The 17,666-nt window shown below is 74.2% G+C and carries 2 protein-coding genes and 1 pseudogene (1 of these 3 only partly in view); all 3 read left to right on the top strand.

The annotated features are described in order from the left end of the window. Positions 1-42: 42 nt before the first annotated feature. Positions 43-726, top strand: a pseudogene (locus tag ACLIN4_RS01320) (acyltransferase domain-containing protein); the annotation flags it as partial. Continuing rightward, positions 706-10,254, top strand: a complete 9,549-nt coding sequence (locus ACLIN4_RS01315) for an SDR family NAD(P)-dependent oxidoreductase (RefSeq protein ID WP_411576720.1) — start codon at positions 706-708, stop codon at positions 10,252-10,254. The pseudogene ACLIN4_RS01320 and the gene ACLIN4_RS01315, both read left to right, overlap by 21 nt. 98 nt (positions 10,255-10,352) lie before the next feature. Beyond that, a protein-coding gene (locus tag ACLIN4_RS01310; RefSeq protein ID WP_411575398.1) for an SDR family NAD(P)-dependent oxidoreductase crosses the window boundary here: on the top strand, positions 10,353-17,666 show its 5' end (the start). The gene runs 23,433 nt beyond the window's last position; only the first 7,314 of its 30,747 coding nucleotides appear in the window; it begins with the start codon at positions 10,353-10,355; the stop codon falls past the right edge of the window.

Below are 17,666 nucleotides of genomic sequence, written 5' to 3'. Positions count from 1 at the left end.
CCCGGGGCGTGGAGCCCGCCGCAGCCCGCGCTGTGGGCGGTGATGGTGTCCCTCGCCGAGGTGTGGCGGTCCCGGGGCGTGGAGCCCGCCGCGGTGCTGGGGCACTCGCAGGGCGAGATCGCCGCCGCGGTGGTGGCCGGTGGGCTGTCCTTGCGGGACGGCGCGCGGGTGGTGGCGCTGCGGTCGCGTGCGCTGCGCGCACTGTCCGGGCTGGGCGGCATGGTGTCGGTCGCTCGGGGCGTGCGGGAGGTGCGCGACCTGCTGACCGGCTTCGACGGGCGGATCGGCGTCGCCGCCGTCAACGGGCCGTCGTCGGTCATCGTCTCCGGTGACGCCGACGCTCTCGACGAGCTCTTGGACCGCTGCGAGCGGACCGGCGTCCGGGCGCGCAGGGTGGCCGTGGACTACGCCTCGCACTCGGCACACGTCGAGCGGATCGAGGAGGAGCTCGCGGAACTGCTGGCCCCGGTCGTCGCACGGTCCTGCGCAGTGCCGTTCTACTCCACCGTCTCCGGGTCGGTGATCGACACCGCCGAGCTGGACGGCGGCTACTGGTACCGCAATCTGCGCGGGACGGTGGAGTTCGAGGCGGCGACGCGTGCGCTGCTGGCCGACGGGTTCCAGGTCTTCGTCGAGGTGAGCGCGCACCCGGTCGTCGCGACCGGGGTGCAGGAGACCATCGAGGACGCGGGCGCGAGCGCCGGTGTGGTCGGCACGCTCCGCCGTGACGAGGGCGGACTGGAGCGGTTCGCCCTCTCCCTGGGCCAGGCGTGGGCGCTGGGCGCCGACGTCGACTGGGACACGTACTACGAAGGCACCCGGCCCCGCCGCGTCGACCTCCCCACCTACCCCTTCCAACGGCAGCACTACTGGCCGCGCTTCGCCGACCTCGGCGGCGACGTGACCTCCGCCGGCCTCGACTCGCCCGACCACCCGCTGCTCGGCGCCTCCGTCGAACTCGCGGGCGGGGACGGCCTCGTGGCCACCGCCCGCTGGTCGCTGCGCACCCACCCCTGGCTCGCCGACCACGCCGTGTCCGGCACCGTGATCGTGCCCGGCACCGCGCTCGTGGAGTCCGTGATCCGCGCCGGTGACGCACTGGGCTGCGGCCAGGTCGACGAACTCACCCTGCAGGCGCCCGTCGTCCTGCGGGAACGCGGAGAGGTCCAGGTGCAGATCGCGGTCGGTGATCCCGACGCGTCCGGGCGCCGCCCCGTCAGCGTCCACACCCGCACCACCGGACCCGACGGCGGCGAGGAGCTGTGGACGCTCCGTGCCCGGGGAAGCCTCACCGAGCCCGGCGTACCGGGCGTCGAACGGCCCGAGGACTTCACCGTGTGGCCGCCCCGGGGCGCCACCACCGTCGCCGCCGACGGCTTCTACGACTTCCTCGCGGGCCGCGGTTACGAGTTCGGCCCCGTCTTCCAGGGCGTACGCGCCGCCTGGAGCCGCGGCGACGACGTGTTCGCCGAGGTCGTCCTGCCCGAACAGGTCCGCGGCGACGCCGGACGCTTCGGCATCCACCCCGCCCTCCTCGACGCCGCCCTGCACGCGGCCAACCTCACGTCCGACGGCGACCGCACCGTCGTGCCGTTCGCCTGGTCCGGGGTGTCGCTGCACGCGACCGGCGCCACCGTGCTGCGCGTGCGGGTCTCCCCGGCGGGACCGGACACGATCACCGTCCACATGACTGACCCGACGGGCGCACCGGTCGCCGTCATCGAGTCGCTGGCCGTCCGCGAGGTCGCCGCCGAGACCCTCGACCCGTCCGCGCGCGCCGCCCGCGACTGGCTGTTCCGGCTCGACTGGACCCCCGTCACCCCGCCCGCCGCCGTACCCGCCGCACCCGGCCTCGCCGTCCTCGGTACCCCGGCCGACGCGCCCGACGGCAGCGGAACCCCGCTGCCCGCCTTCGGCACCCTCGCCGAGCTGACCGAACACCACGCCGCCACCGGGCGACCGCCCGGCGCCGTCCTGCTGTTCGCCCAGGAGCCGGCCGCAGCGGACGACCCGGACGTCCCCGACACCGTCCTCGACCACGTGCTCGCCACCGTCCAGGACTGGCTCGCCGACGACCGCACCGACGGCACCCCGCTGGTCGTCCTCACCCGCGGCGCCGTCGCCACCGGACCCGGCGACCCCGCCCACGACCTGCCCGGCGCCGCCGTGTGGGGCCTGGTGCGCTCCGCCCAGTCCCAGCACCCCGGCCGCCTCGTCCTCGTCGACCTCGACGTCCACGACGACTCCTGGCGGGCCCTGCCCGCCGCGCTCGCCACCGGCGAACCGCAGCTGGCCATCCGTCAGGGCGAGCTGTACGCCCCCCGCCTGGCCCGGCCCCGCACCGGCGACGCGCTCACCGTGCCGTCCGGTGCCGGCGCCTGGCGGCTGGACATTCCGCGGAAGGGCTCCGTCGACGAGCTGGAACTCGTCGCCTGCCCCGAGGTGACCGAGGCCCCCGCCGCCGGTCACCTGCTGATCGAGGTGCGCGCCGCCGGACTCAACTTCCGCGACGTGCTCAACACCCTGGACATGTACCCCGGCCCGGCCGTACTCCTGGGCGCCGAGGCCGCCGGTGTGGTCACCGCCGTCGGCGACGGCGTCACCGACTTCGCCCCCGGCGACCGCGTCATGGGCCTGGTCACGGGCGGCTTCGCCACCCACGCCGTGGCCGACGCCCGCATGGTCGCCCCCGTACCCGACGGCTGGACCTGGGCGCAGGCGGCCTCCGTGCCCGTCGCCTTCCTCACCGCCTACTACGGCCTGCGCGACCTCGCCCGCCTGGAGGCGGGGGAGTCCGTGCTCGTGCACGCCGCGGCCGGCGGCGTCGGCATGGCCGCCGTCCAGCTCGCCCGCCACTGGGGCGCCGAGGTGTACGGCACGGCCGGCGAGCACAAGCGCGCCCTGCTGCGCGCCGACGGCTGGGACGACACCCGCCTCGCCTCGTCGCGGGACCTCGGCTTCGAGGACCGGTTCCGGGCCGCGGGCGGCGGACGCGGCGTCGACGTCGTCCTCAACTCCCTGGCGGGCGAATTCGTCGACGCCTCGCTGCGGCTCCTCGCTCCCGGCGGGCGCCTGGTCGAGATGGGCAAGACCGATGTCCGCGACCCCGAGCAGGTCGTCCGCGACCACCCGGACGTCGCCCTCTACCGGGCGTACGAACTGCGCGAGGCGGGCGAGGACCGCATCCGGGAGATGTTCCGCGACCTGACCGGCCTGTTCGCCTCCGGCGCCCTGCGCCCGCTGCCCACCGTCACCTGGGACGTGCGCCACTCCCGCGAGGCATTCCGCCACATGGCGCAGGCCAAGCACTACGGCAAGATCGTCCTCACCCTGCCGCGCGCCTGGGACCCCGAGGGCACCGTACTGATCACCGGCGGCGCGGGCGTCCTCGGCGGCATCCTCGCCCGCCACCTCGTCACCCGGCACGGCATGCAGCACCTGCTCCTCACCGGGCGCCGCGGCCCCGACACCCCGGGCGCCGCCGAACTCCGGACCGAACTGGAGGCACTGGGCGCCCACGTCACCCTCGCCGCCTGCGACGCCGCCGACGCCGACGCGCTCGCCCGGGTCATCGCCGCCGTACCCGCCGCACACCCGCTCACCGCGGTCGTGCACGCGGCAGGCGTCCTCGACGACGGCGTCCTGGAACACCTCACCCCCGACCGGCTGCGTACCGTCCTGGCGCCGAAGGCCGACGCCGCGCGCCACCTGGACCGCCTCACCCGCGGCCTCGACCTCGCGGACCTCGTGCTGTTCTCCGCGGGCGCCGGCGTCTTCGGCAACGCCGGCCAGGCCAACTACGCCGCCGCCAACACCTACCTCGACGCCCTCGCCCACCGGCGCCGCGCCGAGGGCCTGCCCACCACCTCGCTGTCCTGGGGCCTGTGGGCCGACGCCAGCTCCCTGACCGGCCACCTCGACGACACCGACCTCGCCCGGGTCCGCCGCTCCGGCGTCCTGCCGCTGACCGCCGCCGACGGCATGGCGCTCTTCGACGCCGCCCTCGCCGAGCAGCGCCCCCACCTCGTGCCCGTACGCCTCGACACCGGACATCTGCGCGCCTGGGGCGGCGAGGTGCCGCACCTGCTGCGCTCCCTGTACCGGGGTCCCGCCCGGCGCACCGCCGAAGCGGGCGCGCCCACCGGCACCGACGGACTGCGGACACGTCTGGCGGGTCTGTCCGCCGACGACCGGCTCGCCGCCCTGCGCGACCTGGTCGGCACCTGTGCGGCGGCCGTCCTCGGCCACACCGACCCCGCCCACCTGCACGCGGGTCGCGCCTTCCGCGACCTCGGCTTCGACTCGCTGACCGCCGTCGAGCTCCGCAACCGGCTCAACGGCGCCACCGGACTGCGGCTGCCCGCCACCCTCGTCTTCGACCACCCGACCGTCACCGAACTCGCCGCCTTCCTGGACTGCGAACTCTCCGACACGCCCCCCGCCGCGCTGCCCGCCGCCCCCGCCCCGGCCACCGCCGCGCACGGCGACGACGACGTCTTCGCCATCGTCGGCATGGCCTGCCGGCTGCCCGGCGACGTCCGGTCGCCCGAGGACCTCTGGCGGCTGCTCACCGACGGCACCGACGCCATCGCGCCCTTCCCCGCAGACCGGGGCTGGGACCTCGACCGCCTCTACGACGCCGTACCCGAACACCAGGGCAGCTCCCGCACCCGCGAGGGCGGCTTCCTGCACGACGCCGCCGACTTCGACGCCGACTTCTTCGGCATCTCCCCGCGCGAGGCCCTCGCCATGGACCCGCAGCAGCGCCTCCTCCTGGAGACCTCCTGGGAAGTCTTCGAACGGGCCGGCATCGACCCCCGTTCCGTACGCGGCAGCCGCACCGGCGTCTTCGCCGGCCTGTCCTCCAGCGACTACCTCAAACGCGTCACCCACGTCCCCGACGAAATCGCCGGATACGTCAACAACGGCAACGCCAACAGCATCGTCTCCGGCCGGGTCGCCTACACCCTCGGCCTCGAAGGCCCCGCCGTCACCGTCGACACCGCCTGCTCGTCCTCCCTGGTCGCCCTGCACATGGCGCTCCAGGCGCTGCGCGGCGGCGAGTGCACCATGGCACTGGCCGGCGGCGTCACCGTGATGTGCTCGCCCGAGATCATCGTGGACTTCTCCCGCCAGCGCGGCCTGGCCGCCGACGGCCGCTGCAAGCCGTTCGCCGCCGCCGCCGACGGCACCGGCTTCTCCGAGGGCGTCGGCCTGGTCCTCGTCGAACGGCTCTCCGACGCCCGCCGCAACGGCCACCGGGTACTGGCCCTCGTCCGCGGCTCCGCGGTCAACCAGGACGGCGCGAGCAACGGCCTCAGCGCCCCCAACGGCCCCGCCCAGCAACGCGTCATCCGCCAGGCGCTCACCGACGCGGGCGTCCGCGCCGCCGACGTCGACGCCGTCGAGGCGCACGGCACCGGCACCCGGCTCGGCGACCCCATCGAGGCCCAGGCGCTGCTCGCCACCTACGGCCGCGACCGGGACGGCGCCCACCCCCTGCTGCTCGGCTCCGTCAAGTCCAACCTGGGCCACACCCAGGCCGCCGCCGGTGTGGCGGGCGTCATCAAGACGGTGCTGGCGCTGCGGCACGGCACGCTCCCCAAGAGCCTCCACATCGACGCTCCCACCGAGCACGTGGACTGGCAGGACGACGGCGTCCGGCTGCTGACCGAGGCCACCGAGTGGCCCGTGCCCGCCGTGCCCCGGCCGCGCCGTGCCGCCGTCTCCTCCTTCGGCATCAGCGGCACCAACGCCCACGTCATCCTGGAGGAGGCCCCGGCCGACGCGCCGTCCGACGCCCCGACCGCCGCTCCGGCCGCCTCCGACGCCCCCGGAACCGACGGCACGTCCGCCCCCGTGTGGGCCGCCCCGACGGCAGGACTCGCGCAGGCCGACGCCACCGCGGACGCCGGTACCGCCGGCGGGACACTGCCCCTGCCCTGGACGCTGTCCGCCCGCAGCGAGGCCGCCCTGCGCGGCCAGGCCAAGGCCCTCCTCGCCCACCTGGACGCACACCCCGGGACCGCCCCGGCCGACATCGCCCACTCCCTGGTGACCCGCCGGGCCCTCCTGGAGAAGCGGGCGGTCGTCATCGGCACCACCCCGGGCGACTTCCGCGCCGGACTCGCCTCCCTCGCCGAGGGCAGCCCCGCCGCCACCGTCGTCAGCGGCGGCCGGGGCGCCGGCCGCGACCGCAGAACCGTCCTGGTCTTCCCCGGCCAGGGCACCCAGTGGGAGGGCATGGGCACCGAACTCCTCGACGCCTCACCGGTCTTCGCCCGGTCGATAGCGGCCTGCGAGGCCGCCCTCGCCCCGCACGTCGGCTGGTCGCTCACCGAGGTGCTGCGCCAGGCCGACGGCGCCCCCACCCTCGACCGGGTCGACGTCGCCCAGCCCGCCCTGTGGGCCGTGATGGTCTCCCTCGCCGAGATGTGGCGCGCCCACGGCCTCGAACCCGCCGCCGTCCTCGGCCACTCCCAGGGCGAGATCGCCGCGGCCGCCGTCAGCGGCGCCCTCACCCTCGCCGACGCCGCCGCGGTCGTCGCCGTACGCAGCCTCGCCATCGCCCGCGAACTGTCCGGGCACGGCGGCATGGTGGCCGTCGCCGTCTCCCACGAGCAGGCCAACGCCCTCGTCGCCGACCTGCCCGGCGTCTCCGTCGCCGCCGTCAACGGCCCCGCCTCCGTGGTCGTGTCCGGAGACCCCGAAGGACTCGACACCCTCCTCGCCCGGTGCCGGGAGCAGCGCATGCGCGCCCGCCGCGTCCCCGTCGACTACGCCTCCCACTCCGCGCACGTCGACCGGCTCGCCGAGAGCCTGCCCGCCGCCCTCGCCGGCATCGAACCCCGCGACGGCGACATCCCGTTCTTCTCCACCGTCACCGCCGACTGGCACCCGGGGACCGGGCTCGACGCCGCGTACTGGCACCGCAACCTGCGCAGCACCGTGCGCCTGGAGGACTCGCTGCGGGCCCTCGTCGAGCAGGGTCACGACGTGTTCGTGGAGTGCAGCCCGCACCCCGTGCTCACCGTCGGCATCGAGGACACCGTGGCCTCCGCCGGGGCCGACGCCGTGGCCCTGGGCTCCCTGCGCCGCGACGACGGTGGCGCCGCCCGCTTCCTGACCGCCCTCGCCGCCGCCCACGTGGCGGGCGTGCCCGTCGACTGGCGGCCCGCCGTCGCCCACGGCCGCCCCACCGACCTGCCGACCTACGCCTTCCAGCGCGAGCGGTACTGGCTGGAGGCGGGCGGCGAACAGGCCGACCCGGCGGGCCTCGACACCGTTGTACGGCTCGCCGACGGCGGAGCGCTCCTCAGCGGCTGCCTCTCCCTCACCACTCAGCCCTGGCTCGACGCCCACCGCCCCCACGGCACCGCCGTCGTCCCCGCCACCGCCTTCCTCGACTGGGCGGTGCGCGCCGGTGACGAGACCGGCCTGCCTCACGTCGTGGAACTCGACGAGCACACCCCGGTCGCCGTCCCCGACGAGGGCCGCGTCGAGATCCAGCTCACCGTGTCCGCGCACGAAGGCACGGAGAGCGGCTCGGAAGGCACGGATACCGGACCCGGAGGCGCGCACACCGGCCGTGGAGGCACGGACCCCGGATCCGGAGGCGCCGGCGGCCGCACCTTCACCGTCCACTCGCGCCTCCTCGGACCGGACGACGGCGACACGGCCGGCCACATCCCCTGGACCCGCAACGCGACCGGCGTTCTCGCTCCCACCCCGCACACCGGCCCCGCCCCGACGAAACCCCGCCCCGGGCCGTCCGCCGACGCGGCCGTCACCGTCGACATCGACCAGGCCCACGACCTCGTCCACCGCAGCGGCCTCGACCTGCACGCCCCGTTCCGCACCGTACGATCCCTGCGGCGCTCCGGCGACACCTTCCTCGCCGACGTCGGACTGCCCGAGAGCGTCCACGCGGACGCCACCCGCTTCCGCCTCCACCCGGCGCTCCTGCAGACCGCCGTCGCCCTGGCGGCGACCCCCGACGCCGCCACCGCCCCGGTGCTCCCCGCCGCCTGGCGGAACGTCACCGTGCACGCCACCGGCGCCGCGCGGCTCCAGATCGCCCTGACGCCCGTCGGCGAGGACACCTGGACGGTCGACGCCCACGACACCACCGGCGCCCCCGTCCTGACCGGCACCGTCACCACCCGGCGGGCCGGCCCGGAGCGGCTCCCGGCGCCCCCCGGCCCCGACGCCCTGCACCGCGTCACCTGGATCCCGCTGACCGACGGCACCCGGAGCGCCACCCCGGACCACGACGGCCCCTGGGCGGTCCTCGGTACCCCGGGACGGCTGACCGCCGCCCTGGAGCGGTCCGGCGCCACCGTCCAGGTCCACGCCGACCTCGCCGCCCTCTCCGCGGCCCTCGACAGCGGCGCGGCCGAACCCCCCGCCGTGGTCGTGGCCGTACACGGCCCCACAGCGGGCGACGACCCCGCGGCCGGCGCGCACGACTCCGCGCGACAGGCCCTCACCCTGGCCACCGACTGGCTGCGCGACCCCCGCCACGCCGGCACCCGGCTGCTCGTGGTCACCGAAGGAGCCGTCGCCACCGGACCGGACGACACCGTCCCCGGCCTCGCCGACGCCACTGTCTGGGGCCTGCTGCGCTCCGCGCAGACCGAACACCCCGGCCGCTTCCTCCTCGCCGACCTCGACCCGGCGGCGCGCGACGAGTCCACCCCGGACGGACCCGACTCACCCACCGACACGGAATCCCAGGCCCCGGACGCCTCGGCCGACGCCCTGATCAGCGCCGTGACCACGGCGGCCGGCACCGGCGAGACCCAGTTCGCCGTCCGGGCGGGCACCGTCACCGTGCCCCGACTGGTGCGCGCCGACCACCCCGACGGCGCCCCCCGGCCCGCCACCACCAGCGCGTGGGAGGACGGCACCGGCGCCGGCACCGTCCTGATCACCGGCGGCACCGGCGTCCTGGGCGCCCACGTCGCCCGCCACCTGGTCACCCGCCACGGCGTGCGGCACCTGCTGCTCACCGGCCGGCGCGGACCCGACGCCCCCGGAGCGAACGCCCTGCGCGAGGAACTCACCGCCCTGGGCGCCGAGACCGAGATCGTCGCCTGCGACGCGGCCGACCGCGACGACCTGACCCGCGTCCTCGCCCGCATCCCCGCCGAACACCCCCTGACCGCTGTGGTCCACGCGGCCGGCGTCCTCGACGACGGCCTCTTGGACGACCTCACCCCCGACCGCGTCGACCGGGTCCTGCGACCCAAGGCCGACGCCGCCTGGCACCTGCACGAACTCACCCGCGACAGCAAACTCACCGCCTTCGTCATGTTCTCCTCCTACGCCGGAGTCGCCGGCGGCCCCGGCCAGGCCAACTACGCCGCCGCCAACGCCTTCCTGGACGCCCTCGCCCAGTACCGGCGCGCCCGCGGCCTCACGGCGCACTCCCTGGCCTGGGGCTTCTGGGCGGACCGCAGCGGACTCACCGGAGCCCTCGACGGCGCCGACCTGGCCCGCCTGGCCCGCTCCGGCATCCGGCCCCTGACCGCGGACCAGGGCCTCGGCCTCCTCTCCGCGGCCACCGGCCTCGACACCGCCCAACTCGTCCCCGTCAGCCTCGACACCCGCGCCCTGCGCGGCGACGAGGTGCCCCCACTGCTGCGTGCCCTCGCCCGCCAGGCCCCACGGCGCACCGCCACCACCGCCACCACACCCCCCACCGGCACCGGAACCCCCGACGGCGAAGGACCGGCGGACCTTCGCCGACGACTGGCCGGACTCCCCGGCCCCCAGCAGCAGGCACTGCTGCACCGCATCGTCATCGGCCACGTGGCCGCCGTCCTCGGCCACGCCTCCGCCGAGTCCCTCGACGCGGGCCGCGGCTTCCTCGACCTCGGCATGTCCTCACTGACCGCGGTCGAACTCCGCAACCGGCTCAACGCCGAGACGGGCCTCTCCCTGCCCACCACCCTGATCTTCGACCACCCGGACCCGGCAGCCCTCGTACGTCACCTGCGTACCGAACTGGGCACCGACACCGGCGAGACGCACCAACCCGTCTTCGCCGAACTGGCCGACCTCGAAGCCGCCGTCGGCGGCGCAGAACTCGACGACCAGGAACGCGCCCACCTGGCCAAGCGCCTGAAGGCCCTCCAGTGGAAGCTCGACTCCACCCCGGACGGCACCGAGCGCGACGACGACTCCGACCTCGACACCTCCACGGACGACGAGATGTTCGACCTGATCGACAACGAACTGGGGCTCGCCTAGCCGCCCCGTCCGCCGGCGCGCCACGAGCACGCCGCCGGACGCGCCCCCGCACCCCGATCCGGTCACCGCGTCCTTCTCGAACCCAGAGGATCCACCCCATGGCAAGCTCCGAAGACAAGCTCCGCGACTACCTCAAGAAGGTCACCGCAGACCTGCGCCGCACCCGGCAACGGCTGGAGTCTGTCGAGGCCCGGGACAACGAGCCCATCGCCGTCATCGGCATGGCCTGCCGCTTCCCCGGCGGCGTCCGTACCCCGGAGGACCTGTGGCGCCTGGTCGCCGACGGCACCGACGCCGTCGGCCCCCTGCCGGAAGACCGCGGCTGGGACCTGGACTCCCTCTACGACCCCGACCCGGGCACCCCCGGCAAGAGCTACGTCCGCGAGGGCGGCTTCCTGGAGGACGCCGCCGACTTCGACGCCGACCTGTTCGGGATCGCCCCCCGCGAGGCCCTCGCCATGGACCCCCAGCAGCGACTCCTGCTGGAGACCGCCTGGGAGGCCGTCGAGCGCGCCCGTATCAGCCCCACCGCCCTCCGCAACACCGACACCGGCGTCTTCGTCGGCGGCGCCGACACCAACTACGGCTCGCTCGCCCGCTCCGCCGAGGAGACCGAGGGCCACAACCTCACCGGCGGCGCCATGAGCGTCCTGTCCGGCCGCATCTCCTACACCCTCGGCCTGGAGGGCCCGGCCGTCACCGTCGACACGGCCTGCTCCTCCTCCCTCGTCGCCCTCCATCTGGCGGTCCGCGCCCTGCGCGCCGGTGAATGCTCCCTGGCCCTCACCGGCGGCGTCGCCATGATGCCGACCACCGAACTGTTCACCGAGTTCTCCCGCCAGCGCGGACTCGCCGCCGACGGCCGCTGCAAGCCCTTCGCCGAAGCCGCCGACGGCACCGCCTGGGGCGAGGGCGTCGGCGTCCTCCTCGTCGAACGCCTCTCCGACGCCCGCCGCAACGGCCACCCGGTGCTCGCCGTGGTCCGCGGCTCCGCCGTCAACCAGGACGGCGCCAGCAGCCGCCTCACGGCCCCCAACGGCCCCTCCCAACGACGCGTCATCGAAGCGGCCCTCGCCGACGCCCGCCTCACCGCCGACCAGGTCGACGCCGTCGAGGCCCACGGCACCGGCACCACCCTGGGCGACCCCATCGAGGCTCAGGCCCTCCTCGCCACGTACGGGCGCAGCCGCCCCGACGGACGCCCGCTGTGGCTGGGCGGCATCAAGTCCAACATCGGACACGCCCAGGCCGCCGCCGGTGTGGCCGGCGTCATCAAGATGGTCATGGCGATGCGGCACGGCCTGCTGCCCGCCACGCTCCACGTGGACACCCCCACCACGCACGTCGACTGGTCGCCCGGCACCGTCGAACTCCTCACCGAGGCCCTCGACTGGCCCGAGGCCGACCACCCCCGCCGGGCCGGCGTGTCCGCCTTCGGCATCAGCGGAACCAACGCCCACGTCGTTCTCGAACAGGCCGACCACGAGACCGTCGAGAGCGACGGTGCCGACGGGACAGAGAGCACGACCGCCGACACCGGCACCGCAGGAACACCGACCGGCACGGACCCCGCCCTCACTCCCTGGGTGCTCTCCGCCCGCTCGGAGACAGCGCTGCGCGCCCAGGCCGCCCGCCTCCTGGCGCACCTCCGGATCACCCCCGACGCGCGCCCCGCCGACATCGCCCTCTCGCTGGCCACCAGCCGCGCCGCCCTCCCGCACCGCGCGGTCGTCCTGGCCACCCCCGATCCCAAGGCCACCGAGGCGGCCCTCACCGCCCTCGCCTCCGCCAACCCCCACCCCGCCGTCCTGGAGGACACCGTCCGCGGCGGCCTCACCGCGTTCCTGTTCTCGGGGCAGGGTTCGCAGCGGCTGGGTATGGGGCGTGAGCTGTATGCGCGGTTCCCGGTGTTCGCGGAGGCGTTCGATGCCGTGTGCGCGGGACTCGATGAGCATGGGGAGCGTCCGCTGCGTGAGGTGATGTGGGGTGAGGACGGGTCCGTCCTCGACGGCACCGCGTATGCGCAGGCGGGTCTGTTCGCCGTCGAGGTGGCGTTGTTCCGGCTCCTGACGTCGTGGGGTGTGCGGCCGGAGTTCGTGGCCGGGCATTCGATCGGTGAGGTGGCTGCGGCGCATGTGGCGGGGGTGTTCTCGCTGGAGGATGCCTGTGCGTTGGTGGCGGCTCGTGGCCGGCTGATGCAGGCGCTTCCCGCGGGTGGCTCCATGGTGGCGGTGGAGGCCACCGAGGCGGAGGTGCTTGAGCACCTGGAGGCTTTCGCGGGTGCGTCGGTCGCGGCTGTCAACGGCCCGTCGTCGGTGGTCGTTTCGGGCGTCGAGGAGGCCGTCGCGGCGGTGGCCGAGGCGTTCCGGGAGCAGGGTCGGCGGGTGAGCCGTCTGCGGGTTTCGCATGCGTTCCACTCGCCGTTGATGGAGCCGATGCTTGATGAGTTCCGTGAGGTGGTTGCGGGGCTGTCGTTCGGTGAGCCGCGGGTGCCGGTGGTGTCGAATGTGACGGGCCGGGTGGCGGAGGCCGGTGAGCTGGCCGACCCGGAGTATTGGGTGCGTCATGTGCGTGAGGCGGTGCGCTTCGACGACGGTGTGCGGGCTCTGGTCGAGCAGGGTGTGTCGCGGTTCGTGGAGCTGGGGCCGGACGGGGTGCTCTGCGGTATGGCGCGGGAGCGTGCGGGTGAGGACGCGGTCCTGGTCCCGCTGCTGCGCAAGGACCGTGACGAGGAGGGCACCGCGCTGGCCGCACTCGGCCGGCTCCACGTCACCGGTGTGACCGTCGACTGGGCCGCCGTCCTCGACGGCACCGGCGCCCGTGCCGTCGACCTGCCTACCTACGCCTTCCAGCACCAGCGCTACTGGCCCATACCCACTCCTTCTGTCGCCGAGGACGTCGAGTCGGCGGGCCTGCGACCCGCCGGACACCCCCTGCTCAGCGCCGCCATCGAACTCTCCGACTCCGGCGGCCTGTTGCTCACCACTCGACTGTCTCTGCGCACCCACCCCTGGCTCGCGGAACACGTCGTCATGGGCAACGCACTGCTGCCCGGCACGGCCTTCGTCGAACTGGCGGTCAGGGCCGGCGACGAGGTCGGCTGCGACCGCGTCGAAGAACTCACCCTCGCCACCCCCCTCGTCGTGCCCCCACAGGGCGGAGTGCAGCTCCACCTTCACGTCGGCCCGGCCGACACCGCGGGCCGTCGTACGCTCACCGCCCGGTCCCGCCCCGAGGACGCCGAGGGCATGCCCTGGACCGAGCACGCCACCGGTGTTCTCGCCCCCGGCGAGCGCACCGCCGACTTCGACACGACGGTCTGGCCGCCGACCGACGCCGAACCCCTCGACCTCGCCGGGCTCTATGAGCGCATGGCCGAGGGCGGTTACCGCTACGGTCCGCTCTTCCAGGGCCTCCGCGCCGCCTGGCGACGCGGTGACGAAGTCTTCGCCGAGGTCGCGTTGCCCGAAGGAGCCGAGCGCGAGGCTGCCGGTTACGGACTGCACCCGGCGCTGCTCGACGCTTCCCTGCACATCTCCGCCCTGGGCGGCCTCGCCAGGGGCGTGGTTCCGTTCTCCTGGGAAGGAGTGTGCCTGCACGCCTCCGGTGCCCAGGCGGTCCGGGTCCGCATGACCCGCACCGGCGACGAATCCGCGGCTGTTGCCGTGGTCGATCCCGCCGGTGCCCCCGTCGCCAGCGTGGAGAATCTGGTGCTGCGCGCGGTGACCGGCGGGACGACCGCTGCCGACACCTCGAACCGGGACGCGCTCTTCCGCGTGGAGTGGGTCACCGCCCCGGCCATGGAGGACGGTTCCGCAGCGGGCCCGGTCGGCGTGCTGGGCGAGGTCGCCCATCTGCCCGGTGAGGGGTTCCGAGCCTTCGACAGCCTCGAGGAACTGGCCGCTCGCGGTGAGGTGCCGGAGACGGTACTGGTCAAGGCCGGCGCCCCTGCCGGTGACGGCGGTGTGGCCGATTCCGTCCATGCTGCCGCGGTGCGGGCGCTGGAGCTGGTGCGTGCCTGGCTGGCGGAAGAGCGGTTCGCCGCGTCGCGCCTGGTGTTCGTGACGTCGGGCGCCGTGGACGGCTCGGACCTGGCCGGGGCGTCGGTGTGGGGGTTGGTGCGGTCGGCGGTGTCCGAGCATCCTGGGCGTTTTGGTCTGCTCGATGTGGGGGGTGGCGCGGACGCTGAGTCGGTGGTGGCTGCGCTGGTGTCGGGGGAGCCGGAGGCGGTCGTCGTTGGTGGCGGTGTGCGGGTGCCGCGGTTGGCGCGCGTGGTCGTGGACGGGGACGGGGACGGGGACGGGGGTGCGGTTCTGGAGTGGGGCCGTGGTCCGGTTCTGGTGACTGGTGGTATGGGTGGTCTGGGTCGGGTGGTGGCTCGGCATCTCGTGGTGGAGCGCGGGGTTCGTGAGCTGTTGTTGGTGAGTCGTCGTGGTCCGGCGGCTGAGGGGGTTGAGGGGCTGGTCGCGGAGTTGTCGGAGGCCGGTGCGCGTGTGTCGGTCGAGGCTTGTGATGTGGCGGATGGGGCTGCGGTCGCTGACTTGGTCGTGCGGCACGGGGTGGGTGCGGTGGTGCACTCGGCCGGTGTGCTGGATGACGGGACTGTGGAGTCGTTGACGCCGGAGCGTCTGGCGGGTGTGCTGCGTCCGAAGGTGGACGCGGCGTGGAACCTGCACGAGGCGACCAAGGGCCTCGATCTTGACGCCTTCGTCCTCTTCTCCTCGATGTCCGGCATCCTCGGCGGTCCCGGCCAGGCCAACTACGCCGCGGGCAACACCTTCCTCGACGCCCTGGCCCGCCACCGTCGCGCCCTCGGACTGCCCGCCACCTCCCTGGCCTGGGGCCCGTGGACCCAGGACACCGGCATGATCGGCACCCTCTCCGACACGGACGTACGGCGCATAGCCCGGGCCGGAATGCCCGAGCTGACCCCCGAACAGGGCACTGCGTTGTTCGACGCCGCCCTGGCCTCCGGTGAGCCGAACGTCCTCCCTGTGCGCCTCGATCTGGCGGCACTGCGCGAGCAGGGCGACCCGCACCCGATGATGCGCGGTCTCGTCCGCGGGCGCAGGCGTCGGTCGGCGGCCGGTGGTTCGGCGGCGACGGCGGGGCTGGTGCAGCGCCTGGAGGCTCTGGGCGCCGAGGAGCGGCGTGAGGTGCTGCTGGACCTGGTGCGCGGCCAGATCGCGGTGGTACTCGGCCACGCCGGAGTGCAGACGGTCGACCCGGCGCGGGCCTTCCAGGATCTGGGCTTCGATTCGCTGACGGCGGTGGAGCTGCGCAACCGGCTGGGCAAGGCGACGGGCCTGCGGCTGCCGGCGACGGTGGTCTTCGACTACCCGACGGCCCATGCACTGGTGGGGTACCTGCTGGACGAGCTGTTCGGTTCGGCGGAGCCGGCGGCCGTGGCGCCCGTGACGGTCCTGCCGTCGGTCGCGGACGATCCGGTGGTGATCGTCGGGATGGCGTGCCGTTACCCGGGCGGGGTCGCTTCGCCCGAGGACCTGTGGCGTGTCGTGTCCGACGGAGTGGACGCCGTCACGGAATTCCCCGTGAACCGCGGCTGGGACATCGACACGCTCTACAACCCGGACCGTGAGGCGTCGGGTACCACGTACTCCAAGGCGGGTGGCTTCCTGCACGACGCCGGTGCCTTCGATGCCGAGTTCTTCGGGATGAGTCCGCGGGAGGCGGTGGCCACGGACGCGCAGCAGCGGTTGCTGCTGGAGACGACATGGGAGGCCATCGAGCGTGCCGGGATCGACCCGGTGTCGCTGCGTGGCAGCCAGACCGGCGTCTTCGCCGGCGTCATGTACAACGACTACGGCAACATGCTCGCCGACGAACAGTACGAAGGGTTCCGCAGCAACGGCAGTGCGCCCAGCATCGCTTCGGGTCGTGTGTCTTACACGTTCGGGTTCGAGGGTCCGGCGGTGACGGTGGACACGGCGTGCTCGTCGTCTCTGGTCGCGATGCACTGGGCGGCGCAGGCGTTGCGGTCGGGTGAGTGTTCGCTGGCGGTGGCCGGTGGTGTGACGGTGATGTCGACGCCGACGACGTTCGTGGAGTTTTCGCGTCAGGGTGGGTTGTCGGCGGACGGTCGGTGTCGTTCGTTCGCGGATGCGGCTGATGGGGTGGGCTGGTCCGAGGGTGTGGGGATGGTGGTGCTGGAGCGTCTGTCGGATGCGCGGCGTCGTGGTCATCAGGTGTTGGCGGTGGTGCGTGGTTCGGCGGTCAATCAGGATGGTGCGTCCAATGGTCTGACGGCGCCGAACGGTCCTTCGCAGCAGCGGGTGATCCGGCAGGCGTTGGCCAGTGGTGGTCTGTCGGTGGCGGACGTGGATGTGGTGGAGGCGCACGGTACGGGGACGACGCTGGGTGATCCGATCGAGGCGCAGGCGCTGCTGGCTACTTATGGTCAGGACCGTGCTCCGGACCGGCCGTTGTGGTTGGGGTCGGTGAAGTCGAATCTGGGGCATACGCAGGCTGCCGCTGGTGTGGCGGGTGTGATCAAGATGGTGATGGCGATGCGGCACGGGGTGCTGCCGCGTACGTTGCATGTGGATGTTCCGTCGTCGCATGTGGACTGGTCTGCGGGTGCGGTGGAGCTGCTGACCGAGGTGCGGGAGTGGCCGGGCGGGGAGCGTGTGCGCCGGGCGGGTGTCTCCTCGTTCGGGATCAGCGGCACGAATGCGCACCTCATCCTGGAACAGCCCGAACCGGTCGCAGAGCCGGAGACCGAGGGTGAGGGTGTCGCTTCCCTGGCCCCGGGTGTGGTGCCGTTGGTTCTGTCCGGACGGTCGGCGGAGGCCCTGCGGGCGCAGGCCGCACGGCTTCTTGCCCGTATCGAGGCCGACCCCGCCCTGCGTGCGGTGGACCTGGGACACTCCCTCGCCACGCAGCGCTCGCACTTCGATCACAGTGCCGTGGTCCTGGCGGACGACTGGGAGACCGCCGTACGCGGTCTGGCCGCTGTGTGCGTGGGCGAGTCCGACCCGGCCGCGGTCGTGGGTGAGAACGAGGCCGGCCGTACGGCCTTCCTGTTCTCGGGGCAGGGTTCGCAGCGGCTGGGTATGGGACGTGAGCTGTATGCGCGGTTCCCGGTGTTCGCGGAGGCGTTCGACGCTGTTTGCACGGCTTTGGACGGGCACTTGGGGCGTCCGTTGCGTGAGGTGGTGTGGGGCGAGGACGAGTCCGTCCTCGACGGCACCGCGTATGCGCAGGCGGGTCTGTTCGCCGTCGAGGTGGCTCTGTACCGGCTCTTGACGTCGTGGGGTGTGCGGCCGGAGTTCGTGGCCGGCCACTCCATCGGTGAAGTGGCGGCGGCGCACGTCGCCGGTGTGTTCTCCCTCGCGGACGCCTGTGCTCTGGTCGCCGCGCGCGGCCAGCTGATGCAGGCGCTTCCCGCGGGC

Origin of the sequence: Streptomyces mutabilis, from assembly GCF_046628145.1 — a bacterium.
In the GTDB taxonomy this organism is placed as follows: domain Bacteria; phylum Actinomycetota; class Actinomycetes; order Streptomycetales; family Streptomycetaceae; genus Streptomyces; species Streptomyces mutabilis.
Note: the sequence above shows the minus strand (reverse complement) of the source record. Positions and strands in the feature narration are given on the sequence as shown.